Origin of the sequence: Bordetella genomosp. 5, from assembly GCF_002261475.1 — a bacterium.
In the GTDB taxonomy this organism is placed as follows: Bacteria; Pseudomonadota; Gammaproteobacteria; order Burkholderiales; family Burkholderiaceae_B; genus Bordetella.
Window position 1 is genome coordinate 237,247 of the sequence record NZ_NEVN01000007.1, and the last position, 20,720, is coordinate 257,966.

Sequence of the window (20,720 nt, forward strand, 5' to 3'; positions counted from 1 at the left end):
GGATCAGGCCTGTGCGGCGAATACCCGGGCGCGGCGCGGCCGCGCCAGCAGGGCTTCGCCTTCTTTCAGATTGAGTTCGCGGAACAGCCGCTCGGGCACCTCGGCCTCGATCAGCGCGTCGGCGTCTTCGCGCGCGAGTTCGAGGTAGGCACTCGGGCCGGCCAGGTAGGCATGCGCCAGCCGCACCGGCACGCCAGCCGCGCCGGCCCCCGCGTCGGCGACGCGCAGCACCTCGACCTCGTGCGGCCGGACGTAGGCGATGGCGCCGACGTCGTGTCCCTGCTCCAGCCCCGGGGCCGGCAGCGCCACGCCATGGGCATGCCACTGGCCGTCGCGGGCGTGACCGTGCAGCTGGTTCACGTCGCCCAAAAAGCCATAGACGAACGGCGTGGCCGGGTTCTCCCAGACCTCGCGCGGCGTGCCTACCTGTTCGATCTTGCCGGCGTTCATCAGCACCACCCGGTCGGCCACCTCGAGCGCCTCTTCCTGATCGTGGGTGACGAACACGCTGGCCACGTTGAGCTCGTCGTGCAGGCGGCGCAACCAACGGCGCAGCTCCTTGCGCACCTTGGCGTCGAGCGCGCCGAACGGCTCGTCGAGCAGCAGCACGCGCGGCTCCACGGCCAGCGCCCGGGCCAGCGCGATGCGCTGGCGCTGACCGCCCGAGAGCTGCGAGGGATAGCGGTCGGCCAGCCAATCGAGCTGCACCAGTTGCAGCAGTTCGTGCACCTTGGATCGGATCTGCGCCTCGGACGGGCGCAGCGAGCGGTGCTTCACGCGCAAACCGAAGGCGACATTCTCGAACACCGTCATGTGCTTGAAGAGCGCGTAATGCTGGAACACGAAGCCGACCTGGCGGCGGCGCACGTCCACGGCGGTGGCATCCTCGCCCGCGAACAGCACGCTGCCCTGGTCCGGCGCTTCCAGCCCCGCGATGATGCGCAGCAACGTCGTCTTGCCACAGCCCGACGGCCCCAGCAGCGCGACCAGCTCGCCGGTCTCGATCGAGAGCGACACGTCGTCCAACGCACGGAAGTCGTTGAAACGCTTGGACAGATTGCGAACTTCGATACTCATGCCTTATCTCCTTCAGGCCACGGCGGCCGAGGTCGCCGGCGACGGGGCCACCGGGCGCTCCACCGGCAGCGATGCGTCGCGCAGCAGCTTGTGGTTGCGCCACTCGACGAGGTTCTTGATCAACAGGGTCACGAGCGCCAGCAGCGCCAGCAGCGACGCCACCGCGAACGACGCGGCGAACTGGTACTCGTTGTAGAGAATCTCCACGTGCAACGTCATCGTGTTGGTGAGGCCGCGCACCTGGCCCGACACCACCGACACCGCGCCGAATTCCCCCATCGCCCGCGCGTTGCACAGGATGGCGCCGTACAGCAGGCCCCACTTGATGTTGGGCAGCGTGATGCGCCAGAAGATCTGCCAGCCGCTCGCGCCCAAGGTGAGCGCGGCCTGTTCTTCCTCGCTGCCCTGGGCCTGCATCAGCGGAATCAGCTCACGCGCGACAAACGGAAAGGTCACGAACAAGGTGGCGAGGATCACGCCCGGCACGGCATACACGATCTTGATGTCATGCGCCTGCAGCCACGGGCCGAACCAGCCCTGGGCGCCGAACAACAGCACGAACACCAGACCGGCCACCACCGGCGACACGGAAAACGGCAGGTCGATCAGGGTGATCAGCACCTGCTTGCCGCGAAACTGAAACTTGGTGATGGCCCAGGCCGCCGCCACGCCGAACACCAGATTCACCGGCAGCGCGATCGCGGCCACCAGCAGCGTCAGCTTGATCGCCGACCAGGCGTCGTCGTCGGTGATGGCGGCCACGTAGACTTCCCAGCCACGCTTGAACGCCTCCGTGAACACCGCCACCAGCGGCACCAGCAGAAACAGCGCGAGAAAGCCCAGACCGAGCGTCAGCAGCAGGCCGCGCACCCAGCGCGGCTCGGTCAGATGGTCGGGACGAATGTCGGCGCTCATGCGAGCCTCCCGTTACGGCGGGTCTGCCAGCCTTGCAGCAGGTTGATGAGCAGCAGCAATGCGAACGACATCAACAGCATCACCGTCGCGATCGCCGCGGCGCCCGCATAGTCGAACTCTTCGAGCTTGGCGATGATGAGCAGCGGCGTGATCTCCGACACCATGGGCATGTTGCCGGCAATGAACACGACCGAGCCGTACTCGCCCACCGCCCGGGCGAACGCCAGCGCGAACCCCGTCAGCAGCGCCGGAAACAAGGCGGGCAGCAGCACGCGGCGCACCGTCTGCCAGCGGTCGGCGCCCAGGCTGGCGGCGGCCTCCTCGATCTCGCGCTCCACGTCTTCGAGCACCGGCTGCACCGTGCGCACCACGAACGGCAGCCCGATGAATATCAGCGCGATCACGATGCCCAGCGGCGTGAACGCCACCTTGAGATCGAACCAGCGCAGAAGCGGCTCGCCGAGCCAGCCGTTCTTGGCATAGAGCGCGGTGAGCGCGATGCCGGCCACGGCCGTGGGCAAGGCGAACGGCAGGTCGACCAGGGCATCCACGACCTTCTTGCCCGGAAAGCGGTAGCGCACGAGGACCCAGGCGACGATGGTGCCGAACACCAGATTCACGAGCGCCGCGATCAGCGACGCCCCGAACGTCAGTTTGTAGGAGGCGACGACGCGCGGCGCGGTCACCGTGTCCCAGAAGCCCTCCCACCCCAGCCCGGCGCTCTTGATCGGCAGCGCGGCCAGCGGAATCAGCACCAGCAGGCTGAGATACAGCACCGCGAAGCCCATGGAGATGCCAAAACCCGGCAGGACGCCGGGGCCGTTGCGTCGGCGGGGCGCCGCAGCGCCCCCCGCGGAAATGGAGACCGAACTCATCGTGTCGCTTCCGCTATCGCCGCTTATTTCTTCTGCGGCTGGTACACCTGGTCAAAGGTGCCGCCGTCGCTGAAGTGGTCCTTCTGGGCCTTGCGCCAGCCGCCGAAGATCGGATCGTCGATCGTCACCAGCTTGAGCTTGGGGAACCGGCTCTCGTACTTGGCCGCGACGTTCTTGTCGGTCGGGCGGTAGAAATTCTTGGCGATGATTTCCTGTGCGGCCGGGGTGTACAGAAACTCGAGGTAGGCCTGCGCCGCGGCGCGGGTGCCCTTCTTGTCCACGACCTTGTCCACGATGGCCACCGGGGGCTCGGCCAGGATCGAGAGCGACGGCACGATGATGTCGAACTTGTCCGGACCCAGCTCTTCCTGGGCCAGGAAGGCTTCGTTCTCCCAGGCCAGCAGCACGTCGCCCACGCCACGCTCGACGAAGGTCGTGGTCGAGCCCCGGGCGCCGGTATCGAGCACCGGCACGTTCTTGAGCAGCGCGCCCACGAACTCACGGGCTTTGTCGGTGCTGCCGTTGTTCTTCTGCAGCGCATAGGCCCAGGCGGCCAGATAATTCCAGCGCGCGCCACCCGAGGTCTTGGGATTGGGCGTGATGACCTCGACGCCCTGCTTGATCAGGTCGTCCCAATCCTTGATCTGCTTGGGGTTGCCCTTGCGCACCAGGAACACGATGGTCGAGGTGTACGGCGAGCTGTTCAGCGGCAGACGCTTTTGCCAGTCCTGCGGCAACAGGCCCTTGTCGGCGATCGCGTCGATATCGTAGGCCAGCGCCAGCGTGACCACGTCGGCATCCAGACCGTCGATCACCGAGCGCGCCTGACGACCCGAACCGCCATGCGACTGGCGAATCGTGAGATCGGTGTTGGCCTTTGCCTTGTATTCCTTGATGAAGGCATCGTCCACCGCGCGGTACAGCTCGCGGGTCGGGTCGTACGACACGTTCAACAGCGTCTGCTTCTGCTGGGCTTGCGCCACGGGCAGGCCCAGGGTGAACGTCATGGCGAGCGCGGCGAGCGCGGTAAGGAATCCGGCATTACGGGCAGGCATCTGTGCATCCTTGGTTTGTTTGTAGTGAGTGGATGCAAGTGTGCGTGCGGCACGTTGTGAACGGAACGAATCATTAATTGATTGTTCATCGCCGCAAGGCATAAGAAAAACCGGGACGCCACGCGATGAAAAAAGGCCGTTTTCCCCGGGGAAAAACGGCCTTTTTCATAGAGGGCAGCCAGCGACTGCCCCTCCGCGCACGGGCTCGAAAATCGAGCCGCCGCTACAGAAAAGTCATTTACTTATTCGGTTGCGGCGTGATGCGCAGATACGGACGCACGGCCTTGTAGCCCTTGGGGAACTTCTCTTTGATCACCGCTTCGTCTTTCAGCGACGGCACGATGATGACGTCATCGCCGTCATTCCAGTTCACCGGCGTGGCCACGCTGTGGCTGTCGGTGAGCTGCAGCGAATCGATCACGCGCAGGATCTCGTTGAAGTTGCGGCCGGTGCTGGCCGGATAGGTGATGATCAGACGCACCTTCTTGGCCGGGTCGATGATGAAGACCGAGCGCACGGTAGCCGTGGCGCTGGCGTTCGGGTGGATCATGTCGTAGAGCTCGGAGACCTTGCGATCTTCGTCGGCCAGGATCGGGAAGTTGACCTGGGTGGACTGGGTCTCGTTGATGTCGCCGATCCACTGCTGGTGCGAATCGACGCCGTCGACCGACAGGGCCAGCACCTTGACGTTGCGCTTGGCGAACTCATCGGCCAGCTTGGCCGTGTAGCCGAGTTCGGTGGTGCACACCGGCGTGAAGTCGGCCGGATGCGAAAACAGCACGCCCCAGCTGTCGCCGAGATAATCGTAGAAACGCAGCGTGCCCGTGGAGGACTTTTGTTCGAAATCGGGGGCGGTGTCGCCCAGACGGAGTTGACCCATCGCTATCTCCTGACGGCAAGTTGTGAGGCCAGATGATTCTTGCATCAAACCTGGCCACGGGGAAATAAGGAACTTATATAACCTTATGCAATATCGGCGAGCGCGGCGCTGGCGTCCGTGACCTCGCCCGCGCGCACGGTGGCGGACAGCCCCAGCGCACGCGGCAGCAGCTGCGCGCCGTAGAACAGCGCCGTGCCCAGCTTGTTGCGATAAAAGGGATCGCTGCTGCCATCGGCCAGATAGCGGCGGCTCACCAGGGCGGCGCGCGCCATCTGCCAGCCGCCGTGCACGATGCCGGCCAGCATCAGATACGGCACGCTGCCGGCATACACCGCACGCGGGTGGGTGCTGGCGTGCTGCAGCAGATAATCGACCGCCGACTCATAGGCCTGGATCGCCTGATCGAAGTTGTCGCGCAGCAGGCGCAGGCCATCGCGCTCCGTGGCGTCGGCGCGCGCCGCGTCGCCCTCCAGCGCCTTGAGTGTGTCGCGCATGGCGGCGATCGAGGCATACGCAGTGGCGCCGCCGTCGCGCAGGGTCTTGCGTCCGACCAGATCGTTGGCCTGGATCGCGGTCGTGCCTTCGTAGATCGGCAGGATGCGGGCGTCGCGGTAGTGCTGCGCCGCGCCGGTCTCCTCGATGAAGCCCATGCCGCCGTGCACCTGCACACCGAGGGACGCCACCTCGACGGCCGACTCGGTGGAGAAGCCTTTCACGATCGGGACCAGGTATTCGTAGAACGCGCGGTTGCGCGCCCGCACCTCAGCGTCGGGATGATGCGTGCCCTTGTCGTGCGCCGCGGCCGCCACGTAGGAAATCGCACGCGCGGCTTCGGTCAGTGCGCGCATGGTGAGCAGCATGCGCTGCACGTCGGGGTGATGCGAGATCGTGACCGGCCCCGCCGAGCCTTCGATGGCACGGCCCTGCACGCGGTCGCGCGCGTAGGCCTGCGCCAGCTGGTAGGCGCGCTCCGACAGCGCGATGCCCTGCTGCCCCACGGAATAACGCGCCGCATTCATCATGATGAACATGTACTCGAGGCCGCGGTTCTGTTCGCCTACCAGATAGCCCACTGCGCCTTCGCCCACATCGCCCTTGCCGGAGCCATACAGCAGCACGGCCGTCGGACTGCCGTGAATGCCGAGCTTGTGCTCGAGCGAGGCGCACCAGACATCGTTGCGCGCGCCCAGCGAGCCGTCGTCGTTGACGAGGAACTTCGGCACGATGAACAGCGAGATGCCCTTCACGCCCGCCGGCGCATCGGGCGTGCGCGCCAGCACCAGATGGATGATGTTTTCGGCGAGATCGTGTTCGCCATAGGTGATGAATATCTTCTGGCCCGACAGGCGGTAGCTGCCGTCGTCCTGCTTGACCGCGCGCGTATTGACCAGCGCCAGATCGGAGCCTGCCTGCGGCTCCGTGAGGTTCATCGTGCCGGTCCATTTGCCGCCCAGCAGATTGGGCACGTAGGCACGGCGCTGCGCCTCCGAGCCCACGGTCAGCAGGGCCTCGATCACGCCATCGGTCAGCATGGGACACAGCGAGAAAGCGAGGCTCGCCGCCTGGATGTTCTCGCCCGCCGGCGCGGACACCAGATGCGGCAGGCCCTGCCCGCCCCATTGCTGCGGGTGCTGCAGGCCCTGCCAGCCGCCCGCCGCGTAGTCGGCGAAGGCCTGGGCGAAACCGGGCGTGGTCGTGACCTTGCCGTCCTGCCAGACAGGCGGCTTCGTATCGCCCGCCACGTTCAGCGGCGCCACCGCCTGCTGCACGAATCGCGCGTTTTCTTCGAGGATCGCTTCCACCAGGTCCGGCGTCACCTCTTCGAACCCCGGCAGCTTCAGGATCTCGGCCAATCCGGCCAGCTCGTTCAGGGCAAAGCGGATGTCGCGTGCGGGCGTGGTGTAGGTCATGTCGTCTCCGTTGATATAAGCGCGGCGGACAGCGTGCTGGCACGCCATCCGCGGAAAAACTCAAACGTTGAACCGCTAGCTTGCATGGTAGGCCAGCGCCACGATGAGTGGCCCCAGCACGGGCAGAAGCACGTTGGCGATCGCGTACGTGACGGTGTAGCCCAGGAGGGGAATGGGGCTGCCCGCCTTCGCGATCACCGCGCTCACGGTGGGCGTGCTTACGTGCTGGCCGGCGATCGCCCCCAGCAGGAGCGGCCCTTCGATCTTGAGGATCTTGTGCCCGATCCAGAGCGATGCACATGCCGGGCCCAGCGATACCAGCAGCCCGAGCAACGGCAGTACCAATCCGTGCTCTTTCAAAAGCGTAATCGCCTGCGGACCTGCGGACAACCCCACGCACGCAATGAAGATCGCCAGACCCAGCTCCTTGAGCAGGCTCAGGGCCGGCGCCGGGATATGACCCACGCCCGGGCGCTTCGCCGCGATCCAGCCGCAGATGAGCCCGCTCACGAGCGCCCCGCCCCCGCTGCCGAGCGACAGAGGAATGCCGCCGAGCGTGACCGCGAGGCTGCCGATCAGCAGGCCGGCCAGAATGCCGGCCGACAGGAACACGAGGTCCGTCATGCCGTCGCGGCGCAACTCGCCGCCCAACCGCTGCGCGGCCTCGCCGAGCTCGGGGTCGGTGCCGACCAGGGTCACCACGTCACCGTACTGCACCGTGGTCGACGGCAGAATGGGCAGATCCAGACCGCCGCGCTCCAGGTTCACGAGGAACACGCCGCGCGCCGCCGCGTTGGCCTCGGCGCGGCGGCCCAACTCGGCCAGCGTCTGGCCATTGACGTGCTTGCGATTCACCACGACCTGCTTTTCGCGCAGGTTGAGGGCTTCCGCGTGCGCGGCGGGAATATCGATCTCGGGGCCCACCAGCGCATTGGCGCGCAAGGCGAAGCCGCGCAGGCCGAGCACGACCACGATATCGCCCGAGCGCAGCGTCTCGGCACGGCTGGCGGGCACCGCCTCGCCATTGCGCAGGATGCGCGTGATCACGGTACGCCCGCCCAGCTCGGCCTCGATCGCGCCCACATCGCGGCCATCCGCCTCGCGCACGAGGTGCGTGCGCCCGACCAGCCGCGGCAGCGCCGGCAGGTTGTCTTCGTCCTTGTCCGGCACGCCACCGAGCTTTTCTTCCAGCGCCTTGGACGCCTTGCGCAGGTCGATGCCGAGCAGCACGGGCGCGACCTGACTGGTGAAGATCACGATGCTGATCATGCCGACCAGATAGGTGAGCGAGTAGGCGATGGCGATGTTGGCTTCCATCTGCTGCACCTGGGCGGCGTTGAGCCCCAGGTGGCGCAGCGCCTCGGAGGCCGTGCCCACCACCGCCGACTCCGTCGCGGCGCCCGCGGCGAGGCCCGCCGTCGTGCCAGGATCGAAGCCGAACAGGCGTGCCGCCATCAGTGCGATGCTCAGCACCAGCACGGCCTCGACCAGCGGCAGCACCATGAAGCGCAGGCTGGAACGATTGAGGTTGGCGAAGAAGCCCGGGCCGCCGGAATAGCCCATGGCAAAGATGAACAGCGCGAAGGCGATGTCCTTGACCTGGAAGCTCGCCTGGCACCCCGTCTGCCCCAGCAGCAGGGCGACGATCAGCGTGCCACACACGCCGCCGAGCTCGACGGGTCCGATGCGTAATCGCCCGACCAGAAAGCCCAGCCCCACCGCGAGAAAGACGATCGCGATCGGGACGCTATTGAAAAAACCCACCGAGCAGGAGAGGTCTCTCATCGGAGCACCTCGCCACGCAGCCACACGGGATATCGCCGAGCCATGCCCATCTCCTTTGCCGGTCCAGGAACGCGATGAAGGGTGTTGCGACATGCGGTGATGCGAACGACGCGCCATGGCCGGTCATGCGGCCCCGAACGCGCGTCCGGGAGACATTAGCACCAAACTTGCGAGCATGGTGGGGTGGCGATGCGCGCGCGCCCGCCGCCCTCGCGGGCGCCCGCATGAAGCCGTGCATGGGGCCGCGCAAGGACGAAAAAAAACCGCAGGCCGAAGCCTGCGGTTTTTTGGGGATGGGCGGCTTGCGCGGCCCGGCCCCTGACTTACAGCGCGGAGGTCAACTCCGGAACGACCTGGAACAGATCGCCCACGAGGCCGTAGTCGGCCACGCCGAAGATCGGCGCTTCGGGGTCTTTGTTGACCGCGACGATGACCTTCGAGTCTTTCATGCCGGCCAGATGCTGGATCGCACCCGAGATGCCGACCGCCACGTACAGCTGCGGTGCGACGATCTTGCCGGTCTGGCCGACCTGCCAGTCGTTGGGGGCGTAGCCCGCATCGACGGCGGCGCGCGAGGCGCCCAGGGCGGCGCCCAGCTTGTCGGCGAGCGGATCGAGAATCTTGAAGTTCTCGGCGCTGCCCAGACCACGGCCACCCGAGACCACGACGCGCGCGCCGGCCAGTTCGGGACGGTCGCTCTTGGCGACTTCGCGGCCCACGAACGAGGACAGGCCCGAATCGGCCACGGCTTCGATCGTTTCGACGGCAGCCGAGCCGCCTTCGGCGGCCACGGCGTCGAAGCCGGTAGAGCGCACGGTGATGACCTTGACCGAGTCGGCCGACTGCACGGTGGCGATCGCATTGCCCGCGTAGATCGGGCGCTGGAACGTGTCGGCGGATTCGACGGCGGTGATGTCGGAGATCTGAGCCACGTCGAGCTTGGCGGCCACGCGCGGGGCGATGTTCTTGCCCGAGGCGGTCGCGGGGAACAGGATGTGGCTGTACGAGCTCGCCACGGCCAGGACCTGAGCGGCGGCGTTCTCGGCCAGCGCGTCGGCCAGTTGCGGGGCGTCGGCCAGCAGGACCTTGCTCACGCCGGCGATCTTGGCGGCCTGGTCGGCCACGGCGCGCGCGTTGCTGCCCGAAACCAGCACGTGCACGTCACCACCGATCTTGGCGGCGGCGGCAACGGTGTTCAGGGTAGCGCCCTTCAACTGGGCGTTGTCGTGTTCGGCAATAACCAGCGTCGTCATCACACCACCTTCGCTTCGTTCTTGAGTTTGTCGACCAGCGCGGCGACATCGGCCACCTTGATGCCGGCCTTGCGTGCCGGCGGCTCGCTGACCTTCAGCGTCTTCAGGCGCGGCGCGGCATCCACACCCAGGTCATCGGGCGTGAGGGTGTCGAGCTGCTTCTTCTTGGCCTTCATGATGTTGGGCAGCGTGACGTAACGCGGCTCGTTCAGGCGCAGGTCGGTGGTGACGATGGCGGGCAGCTTGAGCGCGACGGTTTCGAGACCGCCGTCGACTTCACGCGTGACCGTGACCTTGCCGTCGGCAAGCTCGACCTTGCTGGCGAACGTGGCCTGGGGCCAGTCGAGCAGCGCGGCCAGCATCTGGCCGGTCTGGTTGGCGTCGTCGTCGATGGCCTGCTTGCCCAGGATGACCAGCTGCGGCTGTTCCTTGTCGACCACGGCCTTGAGCAGCTTGGCCACGGCCAGCGGCTGGAGTTCGGCGTCGGTCTGCACCAGCACGCCGCGGTCGGCGCCGATGGCCATCGCGGTGCGCAGGGTTTCCTGGCTTTGTGCAACGCCGCAAGAGACGGCGATGACTTCCGCAACGCTGCCCTTTTCCTTCAGGCGCGTCGCTTCCTCGACGGCGATTTCATCGAAGGGGTTCATCGACATCTTCACGTTGGCGATGTCCACCCCGGTTTGATCGGACTTCACGCGTACCTTGACGTTGTAGTCAACGACACGCTTGACGGGTACCAGCACCTTCATCCAGCAGCCTCCTAATAAACAATCATTGCCCGGCATGGAGCCGGGCCCGCATTGCACAAATTTCTTTCGATTCTACAGCTTTGAAAGGGATCGTATGTGCGCAACAACACTTCGGCCCAATGCCGACAGGTTGTAACCCCCCTCCAGCATGCTGACGACGCGGCCCTGCGCGTGCTTGTCGGCCAGCGCGACGAGTTGGTCCGTGATCCAGGCATAGTCGGCCTCCACCAATCCCATTTGCCCCATGTCGTCTTCGCGGTGGGCATCGAAACCCGCGGAGATCAGCACCAGCTGGGGCCGGTGCGCCTCCAGGCGCGGCAGCCAGGTGTCGCGCACGATGTCGCGCACCGCCGCGCCGGCGGTGTAGGCGTCCACCGGCACGTTGACCATGTTGTCGGCCGGATGATCCGTCCCGCTATTGGGAAAAAACGGATGCTGGAAAAAGCTGCACATCAGCACGCGCTCGTCGCCGGCGAAAATCTCTTCGGTGCCGTTGCCGTGATGCACGTCGAAATCCACGACCGCCACCCGCTCGAGCGTGTGGAATGCGAGGGCATGCGCCGCCGCGATCGCCACATTGTTCAGAAAGCAGAATCCCATGGCCCGCGCCGACTCGGCGTGGTGCCCGGGCGGGCGGACCGCGCAGAACGCCGTGCTCGCCTCGCCGCCCATCACCGCGTCGACCGCCGCCACCCCTGCCCCGGCGGCATGCAGCGCCGCCTCGTAGGTGTACGGATTCATCAGGGTATCGGGATCGATCGTGGCGTAGCCCACGTCGGGCTGGCGCGCGCGCAGGTTATCCAGATAGGCCACGGTGTGGACGCGCAGGATGTCGGCGCGCGAGGCTTCGGGCGCCTGCCGCTCGTTGACGTAAGGCGCCAGCCCGCTGGCCAGCAGCTGGTCGGAAATGGCATCCAGCCTCTGTGGGCTCTCGGGGTGCCAGCTGCCCATTTCATGCATGCGGCATGAGGGGTGGGTAAGATACATGGTCTCCATAAGGAAGATTATGTTCATCAGTGGTCGTTTCCTGCAAATCACCGCGCTAGCCGCCGCCCTCGCCACCTCCCTCGCCGGGTGCGCCACCCGCGCGCCCCAGGCCGCTCCCGCCGCGGCCGCCGCCCCCGAAATCGCCCCCGCGGCCGCCCGTGGCACGCCTGGCGCGGTTCGGATCGGTCCGACCGAACCGCCCGCCGAGCCCTCCGCCACGCTGGATCCGAGCGGCAAGCTGCGCCCCGAGGTGCGCGCTTTCGGCGAACAGCTCGCGCGCGACCGCAGCCTGCCGCTGAATCAGGTGCTCACCACGCTGGAGTCGTCCCGCTATAACGCCACGGTCTCGCGTCTGATCGCGCCCTCGCCGCCGGGCAAGAAGGTATGGCGCAGCTGGAACACCTATCGCGCACGGTTCATCGAGCCCAAGCGCATCGGTTGGGGCGTGGACTTCTGGCAGGCCAATGCCCCCCTCCTCGACCGCGCGGCGCAGCAGTACGGCGTGCCGGCGTCGATCATCGCGGCCATCATCGGCGTGGAGACGCTCTACGGCCGCAATATGGGCAATTTCCGCGTGCTGGACGCGCTGGCGACCCTGGCCTTCGACTACCCGGATCCCGCCAAGCCCGAGCGCGCCGAGATGTTCCGCGGCCAGCTGGCCGACTTCATCACGCTGTCGTATCAGGGCAAGCTCGAAATCGACGCCGTGGGCTCATTCGCGGGCGCCATCGGCATGCCGCAGTTCATGCCCGGCTCGATCGCGCGCTATGCCGTCGACGGCGACGGCGATGGCCACATCCACCTCGAGAGCAGCGTCGAAGACGCCGTGATGTCGGTGGGCAATTTCCTGGTGCAGCACGGCTGGCAGCGCGGCCTGCCGGTGTTCGCGCCCGTTACCCTGCCGGCCGATCCCGCGCCGCTGGTGGCGGGCGGCCTGCAACCCACGCTCGACTGGCCCGCCCTGCAGCGCGCGGGCGCGCGTCTGGCGCCGGGTGCCGCGCCTGCCAGCTGGCAGACGCATCCGCTGGGTGTGATCGACCTCGCCGAAGAAATGCGCGGCACGGCGGTCTATCGCACCTCCACGCCCAATTTCTTTGCCCTTACCCACTACAACCGCAGCTACTTCTACGCCACGGCGGTCGCCGACCTCGCGGCCGAGCTGCAAAGCCGCATGAACCGCCAGGCCGCGGCCGGCACGGCCGCGCCGGGCACGACGAAGCGCAATTAGTTGAACACGCCGGTCGACAGATACCGGTCACCCCGGTCGCAGACGATGAACACGATGGTGGCGTTCTCGACGCGCTCGGCGACGCGCAGCGCGCCGACCAGCGCGCCGGCCGACGAAATGCCGGCGAAGATGCCTTCTTCGGCGGCCAGCCGGCGGGCCATCTGCTCGGCATCGGCCTGCACGATCGACTCGTACGCGTCGACCAGGCTGCGATCGAAAATCTTGGGCAGGTAGGCTTCGGGCCACTTGCGGATGCCCGGGATCGACGAGCCTTCGGCGGGCTGCGCACCGACCACCTGCACGGCGGGGTTGCGCGACTTGAGGTAGGTGGACACACCCATGATCGTGCCGGTGGTGCCCATGGCGCTCACGAAGTGGGTGATGCGGCCGCCGGTCTGGGTCCAGATCTCGGGACCGGTACCTTCGATGTGGGCGCGCGGGTTGTCCGGGTTGGCAAACTGATCGAGCACCTTGCCCTTGCCTTCGGCCTGCATCGCCATGGCCAGGTCCCGGGCGTATTCCATGCCGCCCTTGTCGGCCGGGGTCAGGATCAACTTTGCGCCGTAGGCGGTCATGGCGGCGCGGCGCTCGACCGAGAGGTTGTCGGGCATGATCAGGATCATGCGATAGCCGCGCATCGCCGCCGTCATGGCGAGCGCGATGCCGGTGTTGCCGCTCGTGGCCTCGATCAGCGTGTCGCCCGGCGCGATCTCGCCGCGCTCCTCGGCGCGCAGGATCATCGACAGGGCAGGACGATCCTTGACGGAACCCGCGGGGTTGTTGCCTTCCAGCTTGGCCAGGATCACATTGCCACGCGCCTCGCCGGCCGAGCCGGGGATGCGCTGCAGGCGGACCAGCGGCGTGTTGCCGACGGTCTGTTCGATGGTGGGATAGGTGACTTTGCTCATCGGCTGATCATACCCGCGCGGACGGCGGCGGGGGCGAAAGCCCCGAATGGGCTCAGGGCCTCCACGACAGGCGGCCGTCAGGTGCGTCGGGACCGGGCCGCTGGCACGGCGCCCGGCAAGCCCCTCGGGCAGTGGTGGCGACAGGGAGTGGCGGGGGCCACCGGCAGTGGCGGCCCCAGGCAGGGACGCGGGCCACCGGCAGTGGCGGCCCCAGGCAGGGACGGAGGCCACCGGCAGTGGCGGCCGCAGGCGTGGTGGGTGCCACGGGCAGTGGAAGCGGTCGCAGGCAGGGGCGGCGGCCACGGATACCTGTGCGCTGCCGTACCGCCCTGCCCGAGCCCTCGGGCTCAACGGCCCGCCGCCGCGCCGGACTGGGACCGGCCACGGCCGGCCGGCGCCGCCGTGCCGCCCTCCTTGCCCGGCTGCGGGGCACCGGCGGAGCTCGCCCCCGCGGCGGGCGGCGAAGCCGCGGGCGCCGCACTGGCACGAGAGGCGCCCTGCTCCGCACCCGCGGACAGGCCGGCCTCGCGCAGCGACTGCAGCGTCTTCTCGCCGATGCCACGCACGCGCTCGCGCAACGCGTCGAGCGTGGCGAACGGACCATTGCGATCCCGTTCGGTCAGGATGCGCTGCGCCATGCTGGGACCGATACCGCGCAGGGTTTGCAGCTGGGAGGCGTCGGCCCGATTGACGTCGAGCGCGCGAGCATTACCGGAGGGCAGCGCCAGACCGCCCATCAACGCCACGCCGAGCAGCGCAGCCCGCGCACGGCCACCCAGCGCGAGCCACGCGCGGCTCGCGGCGCGGCCGGACGGCACGGCGGGTGGCACGGAAGACGACGGCGCGACGCGACTCGGCGGCGCCGGTCGACGATGCGTCGGGCGGATCGGCGCGGCGGATGTGCGGGAATGAAAGCCGTGAAAGACGGGGAAATGGAAAGACGTCGGGCGGGACATGGCAGGCTCCTGGGAAGGATGACGGCCGATACGGCCGCCACGACCTCATGGTCGGCCCGCGCGGCCCCGCGTGCACGGGGAGTGCACGCGATTGCCCCTGCGGAAGCCCCGCAGGGTGGGCGCGACACCCGCCCTGCGATTGGCCATCATCGACTTGCCGTCCGCGACTAGCCGTCCGCGACTGGCCCTCCCGCCTCTCCGACCGCGACTCGCCTTCTGCCTCAGCCCTGCGAACGCCAGTAGCGGACGTATTCCGTCACGCCGGTCTGGACGTCCCGCATGGGAGCGACGAAACCCGTTGCGCGCAGGTTGTCGACGTTGGCCTGCGTGAAGCTCTGATAGCGCCCCTTCAGATCGTCGGGGAACGGCACATAGCGGATCAGGCCCTGCTCGACCTGCTGCGCCAGCGTGAGGGCCGCCTCGCCGCGTTCGGCGCGCAGCGCGTTGACTACCGCATGCGCGATGTCGTTGAAGGGCTGCGCCCGGCCGGTGCCGCAATTGAACACGCCGGAAATCTGCGGATGATCGAGGAAGTGCAGGTTCACGGCCACGACATCCTCGACCGAGATGAAGTCGCGGCTCTGACCGCCGTCGGCCCAGCCGTCCCAGCCGCCGAACAGGCGCACATGTCCTTCGGCCAGGAACTGGTTCATGTTGTGGAATGCCACCGAGGCCATGCGGCCCTTGTGCTGCTCGTGCGGACCGTAGACGTTGAAATAACGCAGGCCCACGACCTGCGCCGTGAGGCGGTCCATGCGGGTGCGCAGCACCTGATCGAACAACAGCTTGGAGTAGCCGTAGACGTTGAGCGGCTTTTCGTTGGCCGGCTCTTCGACATACACCGACGAGCCGCCATAGACCGCGGCCGACGAGGCGTACAGGAACGGCACGCGCTGCGCCTGGCAGTACTCGAACAACTCCAGCGTGACGCGGTAGTTGTTGTCCATCATGTAGCGGCCGTTGCGCTCGGTCGTGTCGGAACACGCGCCCTGATGAAACACGGCGCGCAGCTTGGGCAGACGCCCTTCGCGCACGCGCTCGCGGAAGTCATCGTGGCCGATGTAATCGGCGATGCGGCAATCGACCAGATTGCGGAATTTGTCGCCGTCGGTCAGATCGTCGACGACGATCACGTCGTTGATGCCCCGGCGGTTCAGGCCGCGCACGAGGTTGCTGCCGATAAAGCCGGCGGCGCCAGTAACCACGATCATGGTGTCTCTCCTGCAAGTTCGGCGGCCGTCACCACCGAGGTACCGAGTTTGCCGACCACGATGCCGCCGGCACGATTGGCCCAGCCCATCGCGTCGGCCCAGGGCAGGCCCGCGGCGCGCATGACGGCCAGGGTGGCCAGCACGGTATCGCCCGCGCCGGACACGTCGAAAACCTCATGAGCCTGTGCGTCCACATGCTCGCGGCCTTCCTGGGTGAAGAGGGTCATGCCCTGCTCCGAACGCGTGACCAGCAGCGCGTCGAGATCGAGCTCGCCGCGCAGGCGCTGCGCGCGCTCGGTGAGCTGGGCCTCGGTCGTCCAGCGGCCCACGGCCTGCTGCATCTCGGAACGATTGGGCGTGACCAGGGCCGCGCCGCGATAACGCGTGTAGTCGTCGCCCTTGGGATCGACCAGCACCGGGATGCCCGCGGCACGCGCCATGGAAATCAGATGCCCGACACGCTCCAGCGTACCCTTGGCGTAGTCGGACAGAATGACGATGTCGTGCCGGCCGAGCTGACGCGCGAACGCGGACTCGACGCGGTCCAGCGCGGCGGCGTCGGGTTGTTCTTCGAAGTCGACACGCAGCAACTGCTGCTGGCGGCCCAGCACGCGCATCTTGAGCGTGGTGTGACGCTGCGGATCGCGGACCAGCTCGGCCTGGACGCCATCGGCGCCCGCCAGGGCCTGGATGCTCGCGCCGGCTTCGTCGTCGCCGATCACGCCGATCAAGGTGACCTGAGCGCCGAGCGCGGCGATGTTGCGCGCCACGTTGGCCGCGCCGCCGAGACGGTCTTCGCGGCGCGCCACGCGCACCACGGGCACGGGCGCCTCGGGCGAGATGCGGTCGACCTCGCCGAACCAATACCGGTCGAGCATCACGTCGCCCACGACCAGGATGCGGGCCCCGGCGACTTTATCGGAGGGAAAACGATTCATTCGGACTCTTCCAGACGACGCGGCGCGTAGGTCTCCCAGGCATTGCAGCCGGGGCACTGCCAGTAGAAGCGCCGCGCCTGAAAGCCGCAGTTGCGGCAGGCATAACGGTCGAGACGCTGCGTGTGCTTGTGGATCAGGCTGCGCAGCAGGGTGAGATCCGCGCCGGGCACGGGGCTCTCTTCGCCCGCGCCGGCCGGGCTGGCCAGCTCGGCCTCGAGGAGGCGATCCAGGCCCAGCAGCGAGGGGTGATGGCGCAGCGCATTGCGGGCGAATGCCCAAGCCGTCGCGCTGCCCTGCTGCACACGCAGCTCGCGAAACACCACGTTGAACAGATCGAGCGAGGCATGGCGCTCGTATTGCTTGTGCAGCAGCTCCAGGCCCACGGCGGGCTGGCCCGCCTGACGATAATTGTTGAGCAGCGTCTCGGCGACCAGGCCCGCGAACTCGGGCGCGTCGCTCAGCACCGACTCGAGATGCAGGCGCTCGCTCTTGGTGTCCTGGGTGGCGGCCGCGAGGCGCGCGCGCAGCATCGCGGTGCGCACCTTGGAGGCTTTGCTCAGGCCACCGCTCTTGCCGGCCAGCTCGGCGGCGTGGTCGGCGGCGTCGAGGGCCGTCTGTGCCGCCTCGATGGCGGGCGGCTTGGCCGACAGCGCCGTGTGGGCCTCTTCGCAGTAGTAATGCACGATCTGCGGCACCGGTTCATCGACCAGGCCATGCAGCGTCTTGACGGCCTCGATGGCGCGCGGCCAATCGTGCTCGGACTCGTAGATGCGGATCAGCGAGCGCAGCGCCGGCAGCGCGTAACGCGTGTCTTTGAGCGATTCGAACGTGGCCTCGGCACGATCCAGCATGCCGGCCTTGAGAAAGTCCTGGGCCAGCTCGTGCTGCGCGTGTTCGCGCTCGGCTGCGGGCAAGTCGGACCGCGCCAGCAGGCTCTGGTGCACGCGGATCGCGCGCTCCATCTCGCCACGGCGCCGGAACAGGCTGCCGAGCGCGAAGTGCAGTTCGGTGGTTTCGGGGTCGAGCTTGGCCACTTCGACGAACGCGTCGATGGCGCGATCGGGCTGCTCGTTGAGCAGAAAATTCAGGCCCCGAAAGTACGAGTCGGGCAGCGTGCGCGTCTCGCGCAGCATTTGGCGGAAGTCAAACCGCGCCGCCAGCCATCCCAGGGCAAACAGCACGGGCACGAAAATGAGCCACCAAGGTTCAAAATCCACAGTGTGGGCACTCGCAGGGTTGCATAAATAACAACGATACCGTCAGCCTGGCGGAGACGGTATCGAATAAATCAAGAAAAACGGCCGAACGCGGGATGAATGAACCCGGATCAGAGCGGCGACATGGGCGCCACGGCTTCGGGCACCACGGGCTGCGGGGTGCCGTTGGCGGCGGCCTGCAGGCGCTCGACCTCGCGGCGCAGGCGCTGGGCCTCGCGGCGGCGGCGCATGGAGGCCGGAACGGTCAGCAACAGGCCGAACAAGGTACCGAGCACGAAGGTCACCAGCATCACCACGATGAGCGGCACGTCGTGCACCACGTAGTCGGCATAGAACTTCACGGCAACCGGGTCGGTGTTCTTGAGCGCGAACATCAACACCGCAACGAACACGAGCAATCGCAGTGCCCAGACAAGGTAGCGCATGACGCATGCTCCAAATAGAGAAACTCAACGCGGGTGATTGTAAGCGAGAAGCGTCCCCTGCTCCGCTTCGCCAGGCCGTGGCGTCGCAGCTCGCCTGAAATCCGGCGCGGGCGCCAAAAAACAAAGCCCCTCGATCACTCGAGGGGCTTTGTGGGTCGAGACGACCGTGCAGCGCGCCGTACGCGCCCGCCTTGCTCAATGCATGGCGTGCAGGTCCAGCACGGACTGCAACGGGTCGGACGATCCATTGGAGGAATCGCCACCCTGTTCGCTACCAACCAGATCCACGCGTTCGCGCAATTCCTTGCCGGCCTTGAAGTGAGGCACCTGTTTACCAGGCACCAGCACCTGTTCACCCGACTTGGGATTGCGACCGACGCGGGGCGACCGCTGGGACAACGAGAAGCTGCCAAAACCGCGGATCTCGATGCGCTGACCCGAGGCCAGGGCCTGGGTCATCGCGTCGAGCATGGTCTTGACGGCGTAATCGGTGTCGCGGGCGGCCAGCTGGGGATAGCGGGCCGCCAGAGCGGCGATCAGCTCCGACTTGGTCACGTATTAACCGTCGTTGCGCTGTTGGTCCAGCTTGGCCTTGAGCAGAGCACCCAGGTTGGTGGTACCCGAGGAGGCGCTGGCTTCGGACATGCGCTGAATGGTATCGGCGGTCTCGGCGTTGTCGCGAGCCTTGATCGACAGCTGGATCGAACGCGCCTTGCGGTCGATGTTGATGATCATGGCTTCGACGTTGGTGCCAGCGGACAGAACCGTGGTGGCATCTTCGACGCGGCCCGAGGAGATCTCGGAAGCGCGCAGGTAACCTTCGACGTCGACGGACAGCGTCACGACGGCACCCTTGGGTTCGACCGACTTGATCGTACCGGGGACCACGGCGCCCTTGTCGTAGGTGGCCACGAAGTTGTTGAACGGATCGCCTTCGAGCTGCTTGATACCCAGCGAGATGCGCTCCTTGTCGGTGTCGATACCGAGCACAACGGCTTCGATCTCGTCGCCCTTCTTGAAGTTGCGCACGGCTTCTTCGCCGGTTTCCGTCCACGACAGGTCGGACAGGTGAACCAGACCATCGATGCCGCCGGGCAGACCGACGAACACGCCGAAGTCGGTGATCGACTTGATGGCGCCGCGGACCTTGTCACCACGCTTGAAGTTGGTGGCGAACTCTTCCCACGGATTCTGACGGCACTGCTTCATGCCCAGCGAGATACGACGACGGTCTTCGTCGATTTCCAGGACCATGACTTCGACTTCTTCGCCCAGGGTCACGACCTTGCGCGGATCGACGTTCTTGTTGGTCCAGTCCATTTCGGAGACGTGCACCAGGCCTTCGATGCCGGCTTCGACTTCAACGAACGCGCCGTAGTCGGTCAGGTTGGTCACCTTGCCGAACAGACGGGTGCCCTGCGGGTAGCGGCGAGCGAGGCCGACCCACGGATCTTCGCCCAGCTGCTTGACGCCCAGCGACACGCGGCTCTTTTCCTGGTCGAACTTGAGGACCTTGGCTTCGACTTCCTGACCCACTTGCAGGACTTCGGAGGGGTGACGCACACGGCGCCAGGCCATGTCGGTGATGTGCAGCAGGCCGTCGATACCGCCGAGGTCCACGAACGCGCCGTAGTCGGTGATGTTCTTGACCACGCCCTTGACCACAGCACCTTCGTGCAGGGTTTCGAGCAGCTTCTGACGCTCTTCGCCCATGCTGGCTTCCAGCACTTGGCGGCGCGACAGCACGACGTTGTTGCGCTTGCGGTCGAGCTTGATGACCTTGAACTCGAGGGTCTTGCCTTCGTACGGGGTCGTGTCCTTGACCGGACGCAGGTCGACCAGCGAACCCGGCAGGAACGCGCGGATGCCGTTGGTCATGACGGTCAGGCCGCCCTTGACCTTGCCCGTGATGGTGCCGGTAACCAGCTCGCCATTCTCCAGGGCCTTTTCCAGCTGCAGCCATGCCGACAGACGCTTGGCGCGGTCACGCGACAGGATCGTGTCGCCGTAGCCGTTTTCGAGCGAGTCGATCGCCACCGAGACGAAGTCGCCAGGTTGAACTTCCAGTTCGCCCTGGTCGTTCAGGAACTCTTCCAGGGGGATGAGCGCCTCGGACTTCAGGCCGGCGTTGACGACGACGAAATTGTGGTCGACGCGAACGACTTCGGCGCTGATGACCTCGCCGGACTTCATGTCCTGGCTCTTGAGGCTCTCGGCAAACAGGGCGGCAAAGCTTTCGCCGCCGGCAGCTTGAGTGGAAATGGAAGACATTAGGTTGGAATCCATTAGGCCAAAATGGCCGTTGAAAACACACCGCAACGGATTGCCCGCCACAGTGGAGTGAAAAAACC

The 20,720-nt window shown here is 66.7% G+C and carries 19 protein-coding genes; 1 reads left to right on the plus strand and 18 read right to left on the minus strand.

Translation table 11 applies throughout. The features are described 5' to 3' along the window. Positions 1-3 precede the first annotated feature (3 nt). The 10 genes from CEK29_RS14020 to CEK29_RS14065 form a co-directional block, all read right to left on the minus strand. Entirely contained in the window at positions 4-1,077 is a 1,074-nt protein-coding gene (locus CEK29_RS14020; RefSeq protein ID WP_094858481.1) for a sulfate/molybdate ABC transporter ATP-binding protein, read from the minus strand. Positions 1,078-1,089: 12 nt separating this feature from the next. Then, positions 1,090-1,992 (minus strand): sulfate ABC transporter permease subunit CysW, encoded by a 903-nt coding sequence (gene cysW / locus CEK29_RS14025; RefSeq protein ID WP_094800961.1) that lies wholly within the window; start codon positions 1,990-1,992, stop codon positions 1,090-1,092. Further along, entirely contained in the window at positions 1,989-2,867 is an 879-nt protein-coding gene (gene cysT, locus CEK29_RS14030; protein ID WP_094858482.1) for a sulfate ABC transporter permease subunit CysT, read from the minus strand. Before cysT ends, cysW begins: the two co-directional genes overlap by 4 nt. 23 nt (positions 2,868-2,890) lie before the next feature. Beyond that, on the minus strand, positions 2,891-3,922 hold the full coding sequence (locus tag CEK29_RS14035; RefSeq protein ID WP_094800965.1) for a sulfate ABC transporter substrate-binding protein: 1,032 nt from the start codon (positions 3,920-3,922) through the stop codon (positions 2,891-2,893). Between the two features lie 238 nt (positions 3,923-4,160). Further along, positions 4,161-4,802, minus strand: coding sequence for a peroxiredoxin (locus tag CEK29_RS14040; protein ID WP_094800967.1), 642 nt, complete (start codon positions 4,800-4,802; stop codon positions 4,161-4,163). A gap of 83 nt (positions 4,803-4,885) precedes the next feature. After that, positions 4,886-6,712: an acyl-CoA dehydrogenase gene (locus CEK29_RS14045; protein ID WP_094800969.1), complete on the minus strand. Its 1,827-nt coding sequence runs from the start codon at positions 6,710-6,712 to the stop codon at positions 4,886-4,888. Positions 6,713-6,787: 75 nt separating this feature from the next. Further along, entirely contained in the window at positions 6,788-8,497 is a 1,710-nt protein-coding gene (gene aspT / locus CEK29_RS14050; protein ID WP_094858483.1) for an aspartate-alanine antiporter, read from the minus strand. Positions 8,498-8,820: 323 nt separating this feature from the next. Next, positions 8,821-9,750, minus strand: coding sequence for an electron transfer flavoprotein subunit alpha/FixB family protein (locus CEK29_RS14055; protein ID WP_094800973.1), 930 nt, complete (start codon positions 9,748-9,750; stop codon positions 8,821-8,823). Beyond that, positions 9,750-10,499 carry an electron transfer flavoprotein subunit beta/FixA family protein gene (locus CEK29_RS14060; RefSeq protein ID WP_094800975.1) on the minus strand — a complete coding sequence of 250 codons (750 nt, stop codon included), beginning with the start codon at positions 10,497-10,499 and terminating at the stop codon, positions 9,750-9,752. Before CEK29_RS14060 ends, CEK29_RS14055 begins: the two co-directional genes overlap by 1 nt. Positions 10,500-10,571: 72 nt before the next feature. Continuing rightward, positions 10,572-11,495, minus strand: a complete 924-nt coding sequence (locus CEK29_RS14065; RefSeq protein WP_094858484.1) for a histone deacetylase family protein — start codon at positions 11,493-11,495, stop codon at positions 10,572-10,574. A gap of 10 nt (positions 11,496-11,505) precedes the next feature. On the opposite strand from CEK29_RS14065, the gene mltB reads away from it, so the two are divergent. After that, positions 11,506-12,714: a lytic murein transglycosylase B gene (mltB, locus tag CEK29_RS14070; protein WP_094858485.1), complete on the plus strand. Its 1,209-nt coding sequence runs from the start codon at positions 11,506-11,508 to the stop codon at positions 12,712-12,714. On the opposite strand, the gene cysM is transcribed toward mltB, so the two are convergent. The 8 genes from cysM to rpsA form a co-directional block, all read right to left on the minus strand. After that, on the minus strand, positions 12,711-13,622 hold the full coding sequence (gene cysM / locus CEK29_RS14075; protein WP_094800981.1) for a cysteine synthase CysM: 912 nt from the start codon (positions 13,620-13,622) through the stop codon (positions 12,711-12,713). The two genes, mltB and cysM, sit on opposite strands and share 4 nt — an antisense overlap. Before the next feature lie 347 nt (positions 13,623-13,969). Continuing rightward, a complete protein-coding gene (locus CEK29_RS24125) occupies positions 13,970-14,578 on the minus strand; it encodes a ComEA family DNA-binding protein (RefSeq protein WP_255176161.1) in 609 nt (202 codons plus the stop codon). A gap of 221 nt (positions 14,579-14,799) precedes the next feature. Beyond that, complete coding sequence (gene rfaD, locus CEK29_RS14085; RefSeq protein WP_094800983.1) at positions 14,800-15,789, minus strand: ADP-glyceromanno-heptose 6-epimerase; 990 nt, start codon at positions 15,787-15,789, stop codon at positions 14,800-14,802. Further along, positions 15,786-16,727 (minus strand): D-glycero-beta-D-manno-heptose-7-phosphate kinase, encoded by a 942-nt coding sequence (gene rfaE1 / locus CEK29_RS14090; RefSeq protein ID WP_094800985.1) that lies wholly within the window; start codon positions 16,725-16,727, stop codon positions 15,786-15,788. The genes rfaD and rfaE1 overlap by 4 nt, the downstream gene beginning before the upstream one ends. Further along, on the minus strand, positions 16,724-17,944 hold the full coding sequence (gene lapB, locus CEK29_RS14095; protein ID WP_094800987.1) for a lipopolysaccharide assembly protein LapB: 1,221 nt from the start codon (positions 17,942-17,944) through the stop codon (positions 16,724-16,726). The genes rfaE1 and lapB overlap by 4 nt, the downstream gene beginning before the upstream one ends. 110 nt (positions 17,945-18,054) lie before the next feature. Then, the gene (locus tag CEK29_RS14100) at positions 18,055-18,369 is read right to left on the minus strand and encodes a lipopolysaccharide assembly protein LapA domain-containing protein (RefSeq protein ID WP_094800989.1); all 315 of its coding nucleotides are present in this window, start codon (positions 18,367-18,369) and stop codon (positions 18,055-18,057) included. 195 nt (positions 18,370-18,564) lie between these two features. Beyond that, positions 18,565-18,924, minus strand: a complete 360-nt coding sequence (locus CEK29_RS14105; protein WP_094800991.1) for an integration host factor subunit beta — start codon at positions 18,922-18,924, stop codon at positions 18,565-18,567. A 3-nt stretch (positions 18,925-18,927) separates the two neighbouring features. Continuing rightward, entirely contained in the window at positions 18,928-20,640 is a 1,713-nt protein-coding gene (rpsA, locus tag CEK29_RS14110) for a 30S ribosomal protein S1 (RefSeq protein WP_170948495.1), read from the minus strand. Positions 20,641-20,720 lie beyond the last annotated feature (80 nt).